The following is a 15,970-nucleotide window of genomic DNA, read 5'->3' on the forward strand; positions in this document are numbered from 1 at the left end:
AGTCAACCTAGATATCGGGGATGAGGCGTTTTCCGTGGGAGCGCGCGGTCTCGGCTTCATAGCCCAGGCGAGCGTAGAAGCCCTCGACCTTCTCGTTACCTGAACGAACGAACAGGTTGATCTTGGGGCAGCCCATGGCAAGGAGCTTGTCCTCGAGCTCCTTCATCATGGCCACGCCGTAGGACTTTCCCTGATGAGCCGGACTGACTGCCAAATAGTAGGCGGACCCTCGGTGCCCATCATATCCACCCATCGCCGACGCGACGATCTGCTCTCCGAGGACTCCAACCAGGAAGAGTTCAGGTTGCACGGAAAGTTTGCGGGCGATGTCCTTGTGTGGATCGTTCCAGGGACGAACGAGTCCGCAGGTCTGCCATAGAGCAATGACCGCTTCCGTGTCGTCAGCGGCGAAAGGTCGGATTTTCATTCTGCACCAGTTGGTCGAGGCTATCCGGCTCGTATCAGCGGAATCGCGAGGTCTTTACGGAAAAGGTATAGCAGCGTCCTCAGAGCCTCTCCATCAGGTCCGGTAAGCCCGGGATTGCGTTCCAGTGTCGCCGCTGCGTCGTCATGAGCCCATTCGAGCAGATGGCGATGAACGTCCGGCACGGCGAGGCGATAACCGGGCATGCCGGATTGTCGCGTGCCGAGCAGATCGCCCTGGCCGCGCAGTTCCAGATCACGCTCGGCGATGACGAACCCGTCCTCGGTGGATTTGATGGTGTCGAGACGTGCCTTGGCGGTTTCGCTCAAGGGTTCCTTATAGAGCAGCAGGCACGCTGAGCGGTTGGATCCGCGTCCGACGCGCCCGCGCAACTGGTGGAGCTGGGCGAGGCCGAAGCGTTCGGCATGCTCGATGATCATGATCGACGCATTAGGTACGTCGACGCCTACCTCGATCACGGTGGTGGCAACGAGAAGTTTGAGGTCGTCGGCCTGGAAGCGGGCCATGACCTCCTGCTTGGCAGCGGCGCTCATGCGGCCGTGGACGAGGGCGACCCTGTCGCCGAAGATCTTTTTGAGTTCAGCAAAGCGATCCTCGGCGGAAACTACCTGCAGAACTTCGCTTTCCTCGACCAGCGGGCAGACCCAGAATGCCTGGGCTCCTTCATCGAGCCGTGCCTTGAGGCGGGCAATGATACGGTCGTAGTCGGCGATCGACATCACCGCGGTGTCGATCGGCTGGCGGCCACGCGGCTTGTCCTTGAGCACCGAGACGGCCATGTCGCCGAAATGCGTCAGCACCAGCGTGCGCGGAATCGGCGTCGCGGTCATGACAAGCAGGTCGGTGTCGCGGCCCTTTTCCGAAAGTGCCAGGCGCTGGTGCACGCCGAAGCGGTGCTGCTCGTCGACAACGGTCAGGCCGAGATTGCGAAACGCGACATCGGATTGGAACAGGGCGTGGGTGCCGACCGCGATGGCGATCTCCCCGTTCTCGATGCCGGCGAGCGCGGCGCGGCGTTCGGCAGCGGCCATCTTGCCGGTCAGCAGCACGATGCCGAGATCCGCGGCCTCGCAGATCGGCTTCAAGGTGCGGAAATGCTGGGCAGCGAGCAGCTCGGTGGGCGCCATCAGGCTCGACTGGGCGCCGCTCTCGGCCACGGCGGCCATCGCCATCAAGGCAACGACGGTCTTGCCCGAGCCGACGTCGCCCTGCAGCAGCCGCGACATGCGGTCGGGCGCCGCGAGGTCGCGCTTTATCTCCTCTATAGCCTCGCGTTGGCCGTCGGTCAGGGAGAAGGGCAGGTTGGCTTCGACCCTCGCGGTCAGCTCGCCGGTGAAGCTGCGGGCAACGCCGCGTGCGGCGGTGAGGGACGAACGCACCAACAGCAGCGCGAGTTGGCCGGCAAGATACTCGTCATAGGCGAGCCGCATGCGATTGGGTCCCCAGAGCTCCGCATCGGCGGGCGTTTCGGGGATGTGGACCGATTGCATGGCTGCGTAGAAATCCGGCCAGTGGAAACGGGCCTTGGTGGAGGCGGGTATCCACTCGGGCAGTTCCGGAACGGATTGCACGATCTGCCGGACAAGCTTGACCAGCACCTTCGAGCTCAACCCGTGCGTCAGCGGGTAGACCGGCTCGACGAGGGGCAGGGTTGCGAATTGCGCCGGCTCCACCACATAGTCGGGATGGGTGATCTGTTTTTCTCCATTGAAGAAGCCGATCTCACCCGAGACATAGCGTTCTTCGCCGACCGGCAGCGTTTTCTCGACCCATCCCCCCTGGGCGCGGAAATAGACGAGCTGGATGTCGCCGGTCTCGTCATGGGCGAAGATCCTGTGCGGCACGTTTGGCTTACCGCGCGGCGGCGGCTGATGCCGGTCGATGTGGAGCTTGAGAGTTACCACCTGGCCCAGATAGGCCTCGGCGATCCCCACCATGCGGCGGCGGTCGACGACGCCGGAGGGCATATGCATCAAGACGTCGAGCGCAATTGCATCCTGCCCGTCGGGCGCGCCGAAAAAGCGGGTCAAGAGCGCGGCCAGTTGCGGCCCGACGCCCTTGATCGAGCGCAGGGAACGGAACAGCGGATCGAGCAAAGCAGGGCGTGGCACGACTCGGCAACCTCCTGTGGACCACCCTAAGACACGATCTGCGAAAAATGACCTATGTTCCAGAAAAGGATAAGCGCGGCAGAGGACATCGCCGAAGCAAGCATGGCTGACAAGTGGCTCCGATCCGCGTAAACAGGGCGTCCACATCGAAAGGCTCTCTTCGTCATGGCAGTTCCAGAAACGGCCGGTGAACACATTGCTATGCGCCGCAAGCGGCTGCGCTATCGCGCCTGGCATCGCGGAACGCGAGAAATGGACCTGGTGCTGGGTCCATTTGCCGACGCACATGTCGAGAGTTACGATTCGCCTGCGCTGGACCGGCTGGAGGCATTGATGGATGAGCCGGACACGGACCTGCTCAAGTGGGTGATGGGCCAGGAGCCGGTACCTTCCCACGTGGATGCCGAGCTTCTGGCATTCGTCATTGCCGACCATCAGAAGCGGGTAGGCCAATGAACGAGCAGCTCATCCACACTCCCCGCCGCACGATATCCAACGTCCCGGAGGGCATGCAGCCGATGGTGCTGGCGCGGCTGGTCGAGGACCGGCTGAAGGCCGCCCCCGATGACGTTGCCAGCATCGTCTTCGTTGCACGCGACGGGCGACGACTGCAGCGTGTGGCCGAGGTGCTGGGGCAGATGCTGCCCGGCCATACCATCCTGACGCTGCCGGCGTGGGACTGCCTCCCCTACGACCGCGTCTCGCCCAACAACGTCACCATCGCCGCGCGTATGAGCGCCCTGGCAGCGTTGACGAGCGGATCGACGAAGGGCGCGGTGGTGCTGACGGCGGTCAATGCGCTCATCCAGTACCTGCCGCCGCGCGACGTGGTTGCCGGCATGAGCTTTTCGGCCGCGGCAGGCCGGGTCGTCGACAGCGACAAACTCGTCGCATGGGCAGCCAATAATGGGTATCTGCGTGTGCCGACGGTGCGCGAGGCTGGCGAATATGCAGTACGAGGAGGCCTCGTCGACCTCTTCCCGGCGAGCGCCGAGGCGCCACTGCGCTTCGATTTCTTCGGGTCACAGCTCGAGACCATCCGCACTTTCGACCCCGACAGCCAACGCACCACCGGCAATTTGAAGCGCATCGATCTCGCCCCGATGAGCGAGGTGCTGCTCAACGAGGAGACGATTCGCCGTTTCCGGCAGAACTACACGCGCGCCTTCGGCGGCAACACGGCCGACGATCCGCTCTACGGCGCCATCAGCGCCGGCTCGCGCTATTCGGGCACCGAACACTGGCTCCCATTCTTTTATGAAGCGGTGGACCGGCTCGCCAATTACGCAGGTGATGCGCCGTTTGTTTTCGATGACCAGGCGGTGGAAGCCTATGCCGAGCGGCGCCAGCAGATCCTCGACTACTACGAGGCCCGCGAACACGCCCGCCAGCAGCCGCAGGTCGCAGGCGGAGGCGCACCCTACAAACCGATAGAGCCCGGCCTGCTCTACGCCGTCGAGGAGCACCCTTACGGGCTTGCCGGCGCGAGCGTGACCCAGCTTTCGCCATTCATGGCGCCCGACGCCAGGGCCCAGGACGATGCGGGCGGGCGTATCGCACCGAGTTTTGCTGCCGAGCGGCAGGCTGCGGACGTCAACCTGTTCTCGGCCGTCGTCGAGCGGCTCCTGGCCGAGCGCAGGGCAGGGCGGCGCGCCATCATCGCCTGTTGGAGCGAGGGCACGCGCGACCGCATGACCCAGGTCCTCAGGGACCACGGGTTGACCAACCCGCGGCTTGCGGAGAACTGGCGCGACGCGGAAACGACCAGCCCGGCGACGACCTCGCTGGTGGTGCTGGGGCTCGAGACCGGCTTCGAGACCGATGACCTGCTGGTGCTTTCCGAGCAGGATATCCTGGGTGAGCGGATCCTGCGCCCGCAGCGCAAGAAGCGCGCGAGCGATGCGTTGACCGAGGCGGCAAGCCTTGCCGCCGGCGACCTCGTTGTTCACGTCGATCACGGTATCGGCCGGTTCGTCGGCCTCAGGGTCATCGAGGCGGGCGGGGCGCCGCACGAATGCGTCGAGATCGAATATGCCGGCGACACCAAGCTCTACCTCCCGGTGGAAAACATCGAGCTGCTCTCACGCTACGGCTCGGAGGACCTCTCGGTTCAGCTCGATAAGCTCGGCGGCGTTGCCTGGCAGGCGAAGAAGGGACGGCTCAAGAAGCGCATCCGCGAGATGGCCGAGCAGCTCATCAAGATCGCGGCCGCCCGTCAGCTGATCAAGGCCGACCCCGTCGACATCCAGCCCGGCGCCTACGAAGAATTCGCGGCCCGCTTCCCCTTCGAGGAGACCGAGGACCAGTTGACCGCCATCGAGGCGGTGTTCGACGATTTGACCTCGGGCAAGGTCATGGACCGGCTGGTGTGCGGCGACGTCGGCTTCGGCAAGACCGAAGTGGCGCTGCGCGCGGCGTTCGGCATGTCGCTGGCCGGCAAGCAGGTCGCCGTCGTCGTGCCGACGACCCTTCTGGCGCGCCAGCACTTCAAGACCTTCACCGATCGTTTCGCCGGTTTGCCGGTGCGCGTGCGGCACGCTTCGAGACTGGTCAGTGCCGCCGAGATGAAGGCCACCAGGGAGGGGCTTGCGGAGGGGCAAGTCGACATCGTGGTGGGCACGCATGCACTGCTCGCCAAATCGATAAAGTTCAAGGACCTGGGGCTCCTCATCATCGACGAGGAGCAGCATTTCGGCGTCGCCCATAAGGAGCGCCTCAAGGAACTCAAGGCCAATGTCCATGTGCTGACGCTGACGGCAACGCCCATTCCGCGAACGCTGCAGCTCGCGCTCACGGGTGTGAGGGACCTGTCGCTGCTGGCAACGCCTCCGGTCGACCGGCTGGCGATCCGCACCTTCATTTCGCCGTTCGACCCCCTATCGGTGCGCGAGGCGCTGCTGCGCGAGAAGTATCGCGGAGGCCAGGCATTCTATGTCGTTCCACGCATCAAAGATCAGCCCGATATCGCCGAATTCCTGCGCAGCCAGGTGCCGGAGGTGTCGTTCGTCGTCGCCAACGGGCAGATGGCGGCGGGGGCACTCGACGACATCATGAATGCCTTCTATGACGGCAAGTTCGATGTGCTGGTGGCCACGACCATTGTCGAATCCGGCCTCGACATCCCCAATGCCAATACGCTGATCGTTCATCGCGCCGACAATTTCGGTCTCGCGCAGCTGTACCAGATCCGCGGTCGCATCGGACGGGCCAAGCAGCGCGCCTACGCGCTCTTTACCGTACCGCCGGACCGCAAGCTCACAGATACCGCCGAGCGGCGGCTCAGCGTGCTGCAGTCGCTCGAAAGCCTGGGCGCCGGGTTCCAGCTTGCCAGCCACGACCTTGATATCCGCGGCGCTGGCAACCTTCTGGGCGAGGAACAATCGGGCCATATCCGCGAGGTCGGCTACGAGCTCTACCAGGCCATGCTCGAGGAGGCGGTGGCCAGCCTCAGGACCGGCGAGGAGGAATATGTCGACGAGAACGAGTGGAGCCCGCAAATCTCGCTCGGCATGCCGGTCATGATCCCCGAGCACTACGTGCCGGACCTGACGCTGCGCATGCAGCTCTACCGGCAGTTGGGCGATCTCAAGGATGCGCGCGAGATCGATGCGACAGGCGCCGAGCTCATCGACCGGTTCGGTCCTTTGCCCGAGGAAGTCGAGGCGCTCCTGAAGGTGATCCTGGTCAAGGCGCTTTGCCGGGCAGCCAATGTCGAGAAGGTGGACGCGGGCCCCAAGGGCGCGGTCATTACGCTTCGCAACAGCGAGTTTCCCAATCCGGCGGCGCTCGTCGCAATGGTCGCCGACCCTGCAAACCAGGTGCGCATCAAGCCCGATCAGAAACTTGTGTTCGCACGCAATTGGCCGACGCCTGAATCCCGACTCAAGGGAGCGGCCGCGATTCTCTCGCGTTTGGCCAAGCTCGCCGAGAGCCCCGAAAACCAGGCTTAAAGCTCTGTGAGCGCGGCAATGTTAAGGTTTATGCGAGCGAGGTGCACGGTGCACCTCATAAAGCTGTTGCAAGTCTCGCCGGTCATGTTATTGCCCGAATTGAGCACTTGATGGTCACCCAGAACGGGTTGCGATGTGCCGCACATCGCCATCGCCCAGGAAACCAAGGAAAATCAATGAGCCTCAGGAACCCCTTCATCGCCGGATTCACGGCCGTTGCGCTGCTGCTGTCTCCGATGTCGGCGTTTGCCCAGGAGACTGAAACGCCCGCCGAAACACCCACTGAAACACCTGCCGAGGACCCGCCCGCCGAGGGTGCACAGGATGCTCCTGCCGACGCGGCTGCCGCCCAGCCCGGTCCGGGCGGTCTGCCCTCACAGAACTGGCTGAAGGTGTGCGATCCGCTGCCCGATGGTCAGCGGGCCTGCATCATGCGCCAGGTGGTTCTGGCGCAAGGGCAGTTCCTCGGCTCCTTCCTGCTGCGCGACGACCCGGGCCAGGAAAGCCGGCTGCTTGCCGTTGCCGCTGTCCCGCTCGGGGTGCTGTTGCCGTTCGGCCTGACCTGGCAGATCGACGGGGCCAAGCCGATCCGCGTGCCCTACATGCTGTGTGATCCGACCTCGTGCGCGACCCAGCTCGTCATCAACGAGGCCTATGTCAATTCGCTCAAGCGCGGCAACGTCCTCAAGCTGACGGCGAAGAATCGCCAGAACCAGGACCTGACGGTCGAGATCAACCTCTCGGGCTTCACCGCCACCTACGACGGGGAGACGGCGCTGACGTTCGACGAGTTCCGCCAGGAAAGCACCGGCGAGTCGGCGCTCGAGCAGGTCCTGCAGGACCGCGCCGAGGAACTGCGCCGAGAGCTGACCAGCGAGGGACAGCCGCCGGCCGAAGGCGGTGCGCAGACCGAAACCGCGCCGGCAGCAGAAGGCACGGCTCAGTAAGGCGCGCTCGCCAAGCAACAGATGAACCCAAGGGCGCCCCCGGGCGCCCTTTTTGTTGCGGGATCAGGACCCTGCGCCCATCCCGAGGGCGAATGCGCGCTTGCGCAGCCCCGGAAGCGCCTTCATGCCCCAGAGACCGCCGGCGCGTAGCAACTGTGCAGGCAGCAGTTCCGAAATCAGCGAGCGGAAGAGGGCGTCGACCATGCCGCCGGTGCGCTTGAGATCGGCGGCGCGGCGCCGGGCATAGTCGTTGCTGACGGTCCGCGCCCAGCCGGCTCCGCTGCGATCGGCAGCCCTGAGCGCAGCGGCAAGATCAGCAACGTCGCGCAGGCCAAGGTTGAGCCCCTGAGCGCCGATCGGCGGAAATGCATGCGCCGCCTCACCAACGAGGACGACACCGTCCTTTCCGGCCGGATCGACGGCAATGGTGCTCAGCGCGAACGTGTGGGTCGGTGTCGCCAGGCCGATGCGGCCGAAGAGGTGCTGCGATTTTTCCTCAAAGAGCCGAGCCAGGGCCTCCGGCGACAGTGTCTGCGCATGCTTGAGCGCATCGCGGTCATCGATCCAGACGAGATTGGCGCGGCTACCGCCCGCAGGAACCAACGTGAACGGGCCTCGCGGATAGTGGAACTCAACGGACGTCCCATCCAACGGACGGCTGAGGTCGAGGTCGCAGACCAGTGCGGCCTGGGTGAAGCCGTTCTCGCTTGCCCGGAAGCCGGCGGCGGCGCGAATCAGTGATTTCTTCCCGTCGGCGCCGACGAGAAGAGGCGAGTGCAGCCGGGTTCCGTCGTCGAGGGTCAGCATGGCGCCCTCGCCGATATCGAGGGCAGCGAGCGAGGCCTGTCTTGCCGAGAGATTTGCAAGGTTCGTCCGCGCGGTCGAAAATGCCTCGGCGAGCTTGGTGTTGGCAAAATTCCAGCCGAAGGCGGTCAGGCCCGCCTCGCGCGCGTCGAACAGCGTCTCGGGCGCGCGCACCAGCCGCGATGTAGCGTCGATGATGCGGATTTGCGTCAGGGGATGACCGAGTTCGGCCGGATCGTCGATGAGGCCGGCCGAGCGCAGATAGTCGACACTCGGCATCATCAGTGCCGACGTGCGGCGGTCGGGCGGAGCGGCAGGAGCGACATGAAGGGTTTCGAGCCCGGCCTGCGCCACGGCGATAGCCGCAGCCAGTCCCGCAAGGCCACCTCCCACGACAATGACATCTGCATCGAATGCGCTCATCGCAGGTGCAGCCTCCTGTCTTACATCAACCCGCCGGACACGATGTCGGTGCAAGTGTTAGCACCGCCGGCGGCCATCGACCAGCCGCGCATGCCATGTGTCGCAACAGTGGAATTCGCTGCAATGATTACACGCGCTCGGCTTTCCTTGCCGTGCGCCAAAGGGTAAATGCTAACCCGTAATTCGCCAAAGGTCGGAGAAATGATGGAACTGCTGCTGGATCCGAACGTCTGGGTCGCCTTCGTCACGCTGACCGTGATGGAGATCGTTCTGGGAATTGACAACATCGTCTTCATTTCGGTGCTGGTGTCCCGGCTACCGCGGGAGCAGGCAGATTTCGCCCGCAAGCTCGGCATCGGCCTTGCCCTGGTCTTCCGCATCATCCTGCTGTTCCTGATCACCATCATCGTTCAGCTTCAGGAGCCGGTGGTTTCGGCCTACGGCCTTGACCTCTCGTGGAAGGACATCATCCTTTTGGGCGGTGGCATCTTCCTCATCTACAAGGCTACGCACGAGATGCACGCGGCGATCGAAGAGCCGCATGAAGTTGGCCTTGCAAAGGCGGCGCAGGCTTCGCTGCAGGCAATTATCGTGCAGGTCGTCATCATCGACATGGTCTTTTCCATCGACTCGATCATCACTGCCGTCGGCATGGTGCCGGCGGACCAGGTGGCCGTGATGGTCGCGGCCGTGCTGGTGGCAGTCGGCGTTATGTTCGTTGCCTCAGGACCGATCGCGCGGTTCGTTGCCGACCATCCGACGACAAAGATGCTGGCCTTGGCATTCCTGCTGCTCATCGGTGTGTCGCTGGTGGCTGACGGCCTCGGCTTCCATATACCGAAAGGCTATATCTACTCGGCGATGGCCTTTTCGGTCCTGGTCGAGGCCATCAACATCATCGCCAAGCAGCGTCGGCTTGCACGAGCGGGAGGTGGCCATGCCGCGAAGGTGACGGTGACACCGTTTACCGGCACCACAGGTTCGGTGGAGGCTAGTGCGGGCTCGGCGGCGGCCGGCGGACAGCAGCGCAAGCCCCGCAGCAAGTCCAGCCCTGCGAAGCGCGCCCAGTCCGGCCCGAAATCGGCACCCAGGAAGCCGAAGTCATGACCGACGCGATTGTCGTTCACCAAACGGGCGGACCGGAGGCTCTGCGAAGCGAGGACTGGCGTGTCGGTTCGCCGGGTCCGGGGCAGGTGCGCATTCTGCAGACCGCCATCGGCGTCAACTTCATCGATACCTATCAGCGCTCCGGCCTCTATCCGATCAAAACGCCGTTTGTGCCCGGCAATGAAGGCGTCGGTACCGTGGTCGAGATGGGCGAAGGTGTCGAAGAGTTGGCCATCGGCGACCGCGTGGCGTATCAGAGCGTGATCGGTGCCTATTCGCGCGAGCGGCTATTGTCGGCCGACCGCGCCATTCCCGTACCCGACGGGCTGGACGACCGGCAGGTGGCGGCGATGATGCTCAAAGGCATGACCGCCTATTACCTCCTGTTCAAGACCTGGCCGCTCGCTTCAAGCGAAACTCTGCTTTTTCATGCCGCTGCGGGCGGGGTCGGCCTGATCGCTTGCCAGTGGGCCAAGTCGCTGGGGGCGCGGGTGATCGGCACCGTCGGCTCCAAGGACAAGGAAGAGCTGGCGCTCGCCAATGGATGCGATGCCGTCATCAATTACCGCGAAGAGGACTTTGCCGAGCGCGTGCGAGAATTCACCGAGGGGCGGGGTGTCGACGTCGTCTATGATGGCGTGGGCAAGGCGACGTTCGAGAAGTCGCTCGACTGCCTGCGCCCGCGTGGCCTGATGGTGAGCTTCGGCAACGCCTCGGGCGTCGTTTCAGTACCGGACCTCGGTATCCTTGCCCGCAAGGGATCGCTCTACGTGACGCGGCCGACCAGCGCCCATTACTTCCCCGGGCGTAAAGAACTGCTCGAGGGGGCCAACGCCTTGTTTGATGCGGTCAGATCCGGCGCGGTCAACATCTCGGTCAACCACACTTACCGGCTCGAGGAAGCCGGTGAGGCGCACCGGGCGCTCGAAGCCCGAGAGACGACAGGCTCGGTGGTGCTAGTGCCCTGATCTCGCCGTTGGAGGAGAGGCCCCGACGCGTTCGGCGAGACCAGCCGCATCGACGGGCGCCCTGACCTTGACGTCGTTGTCGAAGAACACGAACACGTCGCGGCCGCTCTTGCGAGGCTTGGTCGGGGGCATGACCCGCTCGGCGTCCTTGGGTTCCTGGCCTTTCGCCCAGGCGCGCACCCGGTCCGCCCAGCTGTCGAGGGCCTTGTCGTCATAGCCGCTGACATAGAGCTGTTTGGAGCCGTGCAGGCGGCAGTAGACGAAGTCAGCGGTCAGGTCCATGAGACGCGGCCAATCGACGGTATCGGCGCAGACCAGGCCGACGCGATGCTTGCGCAGGAGCTTGATGAAGGCAGGATCGCGGAAGCTGTCGTGGCGGATCTCCACGGCGTGGCGCACAGGTTGATCGGCGTCGCTCCTGAGCCAGCTGCGATTGTTCAATCTGTCGTCGTGGCGCCGCGCCAGCGTCTCGGCTTGGCGGGTATCATGCGGCAGCATTTCGAAGAACGTGCCGAAAAGGTCGGAGTCGAACTTCAACTGGGGCGGGAATTGCCAGAGGATCGGGGCTAGCTTCGGCCCCAGACGCAAAAGGCCCGACGCCATCAGGTTGGCGAGCGGCGTTTCGACGTTCCGCAGCTTGAGCATGTGCGTGATGTAACGCGACCCTTTGATGGCGAAGACGAAGTCATCGGGGGTGTCGTCCCGCCAGCGCGCGAAGCTTTTGGGGCGCTGCAAGCCGTAGAACGTGCCGTTGATCTCGATCGCCCGGAACTTCTCGGCTGCGTAGGCGAGCTCCTTCTTCTGGGGAAGGCCTTCGGGATAGAAGACGCCGCGCCAGGGCGCATAGGTCCAGCCGGAAATGCCGATGCGGATGGTTCCTGATCTGGCCATTCTCGAGGTGTAGGAGGTGTTGCGCTTGTGTCCAACGAAGCGGTCCGAGCATCGTTCCGGATCAGACAGTTGAACAGCGTCCTGTCTGCTGCCGCTTTCGCCTCTTCAAACCGTCGCCTCAGCTCACTATACGCGTGCCATGACCTTCTACGCGGACCTGCATATCCATTCGAAATACTCCCGTGCGACAAGTCGAGACCTCGATCTCGAGAACCTTGCCCGATGGGCGGCGCGCAAGGGGATAGCCGTTGTCGGCACCGGCGATTGCGTGCATCCCGGCTGGCTCGCCGAAATACGCGCAAAGCTCGTTCCCGATGGGAGCGGACTTTTCCGTTTAAGGCCGGAGATCGAAGCCGAGATCGAAAGAACTCTGCCGCCTGCCTGCCGAACGCCCGTGCGGTTCATGCTCTCGACCGAGATTTCGACCATCTACAAGAAGGGCGACAAGACCCGGAAGATCCATCACCTTATCTACGCCCCGGACGTCGCTTCGGCGGATCGGCTGGCGATGCGGCTTGCCCGGATCGGCAATATCGCCTCGGGCGGGCGGCCGATCCTGGGCCTCGATTCCCGCGATCTCCTGGAGGTGACGCTGGAGTCCGGGCCAGGTAGCTATCTGGTGCCGGCCCACATATGGACACCGTGGTTCGGCGCTCTCGGCTCCCGGTCCGGCTTCGATTATTCCATCGAGGAATGTTATGGCGACCTCGCTTCGCACGTCTTTGCCGTGGAAACGGGGCTCTCCTCCGATCCGGCGATGAACTGGCGCGTCTCTTTCCTGGACAGGTTCCGGCTGGTCTCGAACTCGGATGCGCATTCGCCCGGCAAGCTGGGCCGCGAAGCGACGCGCTTTTCCTGCGCACCCGACTACTTCGCCATCCGCCGGGCGCTCGAGACCGGCGAAGGGTATGGGGGAACCGTCGAGTTCTTTCCGGAGGAAGGCAAGTACCACATGGACGGGCATCGTGCCTGCGGCGTACGGCTCGATCCAAAGGAAACGCTGGCGCTCGGCGGGCGCTGCCCGGTTTGCGGCAAGGGCGTCACGGTCGGTGTGGCGCATCGCGTCGAGACGCTGGCGGATCGTGGGGAAGCTGGAATCGTGCCGCCGCCGACAGCGCGTGAGGCCACAAGCTTCGTGCCGCGGCCGGAAATTCTCTCCGAACTCATCGGCAACGGCGTGACATCCAAGGCGGTCGCTGCGGCCTATGACCGCGCCACCTCCATCCTCGGGCCCGAACTCTCGATGCTCGGCGAGGTGCCGGTCGAGGATATCGCGCAGGCCGCGCCGCTGCTCGCCGAGGCGATCGCGCGGCTTCGCGCCGAGGCGGTGATCCGGCAGCCCGGCTATGATGGCGAGTATGGTGAGATCCGCCTGTTCGCGGAGGGCGAACTTGATCGGCGGTCGCCGGGTGACCTGCTGTTCGACGTGCCCCTACAACGGCGTTCGCGGCGACCGAGGGTACAGGTCCGCTAGCTTCAGCTTGCCGTGCCGTCATGGTTCATGCGGTATATTGACTCCCTTTTGTTCCCTATGATAAGGCATTTTAGGACCCGATAGGGAACAATAGATGACAGAAGAGCTTTGCACTGTCGAGGCGGCAGCCGAACAGTTGAAACTGCACAACAAGACGGTGCTGCGCTTCATCCGTGAGGGCCGTCTGCGGGCGACAAAGATCGGCAAGCAATATCGTATCCTGCGTTCCGACCTAGACGCGTTTGCGGGAGTCGGTTCAGCGCGAGGCGAGCCTCTCGCGCGCGTTACTGCCATCGTCGATGTCCCCGATGTGGATGGGGACCTTCTTCGGCGGATCACGTCGACCACGCTCGGCGCAGGGGCAGGCAACGAGCAGCCCGGATCAGCGATCTCGATCGATGTTGCTCATGACCCTGTTCGACGCGCGGTCAAAGTCGTTGCGGTCGGAACGCCGTCTGACGTGGCTGCGCTCCTCACGCTCGTCAACGCATGCCTGGAGGCGTGAGCGATGGTGTCCGTTTTCAAGAGTTCTGAGGGCCGGCGCGACATCCACGACCGCTATGAGTCCCTTCTGCGTCAGTGGCCGGTGGAGAACCGCCAGCTTCGCCTGCCCACGCGTTACGGCGAGACTTTTGCGATTGCGTGCGGCCGCGAGGACGCGCCGGCACTGGTGTTGCTGCATGGGACTGCGGCAAACTCGGCAAGCTGGATCATCGACGTGCCGCTATGGAGCCGACACTTCCGTGTCTTCTGCATCGACATCATTGGCGATGCCGGATTGAGTGCGGAGTCTCGACCGCCATACGAGTCGGATGCACACCAGCAATGGCTGGACGATGTGATGCGGGAGTTGTCGCTGTCTTCTGCGGCTCTTGCCGGCATGTCGTTCGGCGGATGGCTTGCGCTCGACTATGCGACGCGGCGGCCGGAGTGCGTGGACAAGCTGGTTCTCTTCAGTCCCGGAGGCATTGGCCGGAACAGGAACATCCTGCTGTGGGCGATCCCCTTGCTGCTGCTTGGTCCCTGGGGGCGGCGTAAGATGCTCGAGCGTATCGGCGGGCGGCCAGCCACGTCACTGTCACCGGCCGAAAGCTCGCTTCTCGAGTTGACAGCAACCATCTTCACTCACTTCAAGCCCCGCACGGCAAAGCTTCCACAGATCGGCGATGAAGCTCTGCAAAGGCTGAACATGCCGGTTCTGGCGATCCTTGGTGGGAAGGACGTCTTCATTGACGCGCCGGAAACGAAGCGGCGGCTGGAGCAGAACGTTCCAGACCTGACGATGCGGCACCTGCCTGAGGCCCCTCATTTCATTCCGGGTCAAACCGAGGCGGTCCTGCAATTCCTGCTCGATCCGGCAGAGATGGCGCGTCGATCGGGCCAGGCGATGTAGGGCGCTAATGTCGGAGGTCGCAGGCACGTTCACTGTTTCGGAGCGAGGCCTTCGAGCAGGAAGTCGAGGCCTTTCCGGAAGGTGCCATCCCAGTTGTCATCCAGCAGCAGGTGGGAGCGTTCGATTGTCGGATAGCGTTCGCCGAGATCTGCAAGGCGCTGCTGCGCGGCGACCCTGTCGTTGTCCGAGAGCTCGAAGCTGCCTCGGGTGATGGTGGCGCCCATCACATAGTTCCACAGCGACCATATCGCGACGTTGAGATCAGCTTGCGCTACGCCGGCTCTGGACAAGGCGTTGCTGAGCAGTTCCAGGCGGCTGAGGATGTTCGGGCCCAGTGCCCGGCGCGGCAACAGCGATGCCGACCATGGATGGCGCAGCATGCTGGCGCGCCAGTCCTCTAGCATGTGAACGACTTCTCCGCGCCAGTCTTGAGGCGCAGGAGCTCGCGGCGGTCCGCGGTATTCGAGCACCGAGTCGAGCGCCAGATCGAAGACCGCCTCCTTGCTGTCGACGTGCCAGTAGAGGCTCATTGCGCCCGAGCCGAGGCGGTCGGCCAGCCGGCGCATCGACAGCCCGTCGACACCCTGGGCGTCCAGCAGTTCCACCGCGGTCGCCACGATACGTTCCAGGGAGAGAGGCGGTTCACCGCGCGGCTCCTGCAGGGGCTGAACTGATGCACCTCTGCGTGGAGACTGTTTGCCTCGGGCGCTGCTAGGTTTGGCTGCCATCTGTCTTCCTTGCTGGTCCGAACGCTGATCTAGGCCGGCAACACGATGAATGTCGATCCCGAGCGATTGACTCGTACAGTGTACGATGCGATCTAGTCGTACGCCGTACGAGTCAATCATACGAGCGATGGGTGAAAGTTCAATCCTGACGGCGGCGAGGGTCCTCGCGCGCCTCAGAGCCAAGAGAAATTCATGTCACGCGCAATCAAGCATCTACTTATCGGAGGGCTAATCACCATGACCATGGCAGTTCCCACTGCGACGACAGCCAATGACAAGGAACTCAAGCTGACGATCGTCAACCCACAGACCCTTAATAACCCGACGCCGAATGGCTACAGCACAGCGGTGATCGTGCCACGCGAAGGCCGGGTGGCCTACATCTCCGGACAAGGCGGGCAGGACAGAACGGGAGCCTTGTCGCCCGATTTCGCTGTCCAGGTTAAGCAGGCCTACGCAAATCTGCGAGCCGCCCTCGATGCGCTCGGCGCCAGGCCGGATCAGGTCGCCAAGCTTACGGTCTTCGTGGTCGATCACGATATGGGGAAGCTCGAGGTGCTGACCAGGAACGTCACGGAGATGTTCGGCGAGACTCTGCCGGCGCAGACTCTGGTTCCCGTTCCCAAGCTTGCAATCGACCCCATGCTGTTCGAGGTCGAAGCCGTCGTCATTTTGGACTAGCGGTGCCCCGGTCGCACCCTCGTGACCGATGCATGGTCGTTCAACATC

At 63.7% G+C, this 15,970-nt stretch carries 14 protein-coding genes; 9 read left to right on the top strand and 5 right to left on the bottom strand.

Features of this window, described 5'->3' with window-relative positions; all coding sequences use genetic code 11:
• Positions 1-7: 7 nt before the first annotated feature.
• Both QQK18_RS24470 and recG read right to left on the bottom strand, forming a co-directional pair.
• A complete protein-coding gene (locus QQK18_RS24470; protein ID WP_284343017.1) occupies positions 8-427 on the bottom strand; it encodes a GNAT family acetyltransferase in 420 nt (139 codons plus the stop codon).
• Between the two features lie 20 nt (positions 428-447).
• Entirely contained in the window at positions 448-2,556 is a 2,109-nt protein-coding gene (recG, locus tag QQK18_RS24475) for an ATP-dependent DNA helicase RecG (protein WP_284343018.1), read from the bottom strand.
• Between the two features lie 165 nt (positions 2,557-2,721).
• Between recG and QQK18_RS24480 the strand changes: the two genes are divergently transcribed.
• From QQK18_RS24480 to QQK18_RS24490, 3 genes are all read left to right on the top strand, one after another.
• A complete protein-coding gene (locus tag QQK18_RS24480) occupies positions 2,722-3,012 on the top strand; it encodes an FAD assembly factor SdhE (protein ID WP_284343019.1) in 291 nt (96 codons plus the stop codon).
• A complete protein-coding gene (mfd, locus tag QQK18_RS24485; RefSeq protein ID WP_284343020.1) occupies positions 3,009-6,506 on the top strand; it encodes a transcription-repair coupling factor in 3,498 nt (1,165 codons plus the stop codon). The genes QQK18_RS24480 and mfd overlap by 4 nt, the downstream gene beginning before the upstream one ends.
• Positions 6,507-6,682: 176 nt before the next feature.
• A complete protein-coding gene (locus QQK18_RS24490) occupies positions 6,683-7,453 on the top strand; it encodes an invasion associated locus B family protein (RefSeq protein ID WP_284343021.1) in 771 nt (256 codons plus the stop codon).
• A gap of 63 nt (positions 7,454-7,516) precedes the next feature.
• Here QQK18_RS24490 and QQK18_RS24495 read toward each other — a convergent pair whose 3' ends face one another.
• On the bottom strand, positions 7,517-8,680 hold the full coding sequence (locus QQK18_RS24495; protein ID WP_284343022.1) for an FAD-dependent monooxygenase: 1,164 nt from the start codon (positions 8,678-8,680) through the stop codon (positions 7,517-7,519).
• A gap of 204 nt (positions 8,681-8,884) precedes the next feature.
• Between QQK18_RS24495 and QQK18_RS24500 the strand changes: the two genes are divergently transcribed.
• The gene (locus tag QQK18_RS24500; RefSeq protein ID WP_348523254.1) at positions 8,885-9,787 is read left to right on the top strand and encodes a TerC family protein; all 903 of its coding nucleotides are present in this window, start codon (positions 8,885-8,887) and stop codon (positions 9,785-9,787) included.
• Positions 9,784-10,755 carry a quinone oxidoreductase family protein gene (locus QQK18_RS24505; protein ID WP_284343023.1) on the top strand — a complete coding sequence of 324 codons (972 nt, stop codon included), beginning with the start codon at positions 9,784-9,786 and terminating at the stop codon, positions 10,753-10,755. Before QQK18_RS24500 ends, QQK18_RS24505 begins: the two co-directional genes overlap by 4 nt.
• Here QQK18_RS24505 and QQK18_RS24510 read toward each other — a convergent pair.
• Positions 10,744-11,646 carry a DUF72 domain-containing protein gene (locus QQK18_RS24510; protein ID WP_284343024.1) on the bottom strand — a complete coding sequence of 301 codons (903 nt, stop codon included), beginning with the start codon at positions 11,644-11,646 and terminating at the stop codon, positions 10,744-10,746. The genes QQK18_RS24505 and QQK18_RS24510 overlap by 12 nt on opposite strands.
• Positions 11,647-11,785: 139 nt before the next feature.
• On the opposite strand from QQK18_RS24510, the gene QQK18_RS24515 reads away from it, so the two are divergent.
• The 3 genes from QQK18_RS24515 to QQK18_RS24525 all read left to right on the top strand — a co-directional run bounded on the left by QQK18_RS24515 (position 11,786) and on the right by QQK18_RS24525 (position 14,513).
• Positions 11,786-13,120, top strand: a complete 1,335-nt coding sequence (locus QQK18_RS24515; protein WP_284343025.1) for an endonuclease Q family protein — start codon at positions 11,786-11,788, stop codon at positions 13,118-13,120.
• Positions 13,121-13,214: 94 nt separating this feature from the next.
• Positions 13,215-13,625: a helix-turn-helix domain-containing protein gene (locus QQK18_RS24520; RefSeq protein WP_284343026.1), complete on the top strand. Its 411-nt coding sequence runs from the start codon at positions 13,215-13,217 to the stop codon at positions 13,623-13,625.
• 6 nt (positions 13,626-13,631) lie between these two features.
• The gene (locus QQK18_RS24525; protein WP_284343027.1) at positions 13,632-14,513 is read left to right on the top strand and encodes an alpha/beta fold hydrolase; all 882 of its coding nucleotides are present in this window, start codon (positions 13,632-13,634) and stop codon (positions 14,511-14,513) included.
• Between the two features lie 29 nt (positions 14,514-14,542).
• Here the strand turns inward: QQK18_RS24525 and QQK18_RS24530 are convergent, their stop codons facing one another.
• A complete protein-coding gene (locus QQK18_RS24530) occupies positions 14,543-15,241 on the bottom strand; it encodes a TetR/AcrR family transcriptional regulator (RefSeq protein ID WP_284343028.1) in 699 nt (232 codons plus the stop codon).
• A 192-nt stretch (positions 15,242-15,433) separates the two neighbouring features.
• Between QQK18_RS24530 and QQK18_RS24535 the strand changes: the two genes are divergently transcribed.
• A complete protein-coding gene (locus QQK18_RS24535; RefSeq protein WP_284343029.1) occupies positions 15,434-15,922 on the top strand; it encodes a RidA family protein in 489 nt (162 codons plus the stop codon).
• Positions 15,923-15,970 lie beyond the last annotated feature (48 nt).

Source organism: Devosia nitrariae, from assembly GCF_030160115.1.
Classification (GTDB): Bacteria; Pseudomonadota; Alphaproteobacteria; order Rhizobiales; family Devosiaceae; genus Devosia; species Devosia nitrariae.

Coding starts and splice junctions, on each gene's coding strand:
- QQK18_RS24470 (WP_284343017.1), bottom strand. CDS start 427: ATGAAAATCCGACCTTTCGCCGCTGACGACACGGAAGCGGTCATTGCT.
- QQK18_RS24480 (WP_284343019.1), top strand. CDS start 2,722: ATGGCAGTTCCAGAAACGGCCGGTGAACACATTGCTATGCGCCGCAAG.
- mfd (WP_284343020.1), top strand. CDS start 3,009: ATGAACGAGCAGCTCATCCACACTCCCCGCCGCACGATATCCAACGTC.
- QQK18_RS24490 (WP_284343021.1), top strand. CDS start 6,683: ATGAGCCTCAGGAACCCCTTCATCGCCGGATTCACGGCCGTTGCGCTG.
- QQK18_RS24495 (WP_284343022.1), bottom strand. CDS start 8,680: ATGAGCGCATTCGATGCAGATGTCATTGTCGTGGGAGGTGGCCTTGCG.
- QQK18_RS24500 (WP_348523254.1), top strand. CDS start 8,885: ATGGAACTGCTGCTGGATCCGAACGTCTGGGTCGCCTTCGTCACGCTG.
- QQK18_RS24505 (WP_284343023.1), top strand. CDS start 9,784: ATGACCGACGCGATTGTCGTTCACCAAACGGGCGGACCGGAGGCTCTG.
- QQK18_RS24510 (WP_284343024.1), bottom strand. CDS start 11,646: ATGGCCAGATCAGGAACCATCCGCATCGGCATTTCCGGCTGGACCTAT.
- QQK18_RS24515 (WP_284343025.1), top strand. CDS start 11,786: ATGACCTTCTACGCGGACCTGCATATCCATTCGAAATACTCCCGTGCG.
- QQK18_RS24520 (WP_284343026.1), top strand. CDS start 13,215: ATGACAGAAGAGCTTTGCACTGTCGAGGCGGCAGCCGAACAGTTGAAA.
- QQK18_RS24530 (WP_284343028.1), bottom strand. CDS start 15,241: ATGGCAGCCAAACCTAGCAGCGCCCGAGGCAAACAGTCTCCACGCAGA.
- QQK18_RS24535 (WP_284343029.1), top strand. CDS start 15,434: ATGTCACGCGCAATCAAGCATCTACTTATCGGAGGGCTAATCACCATG.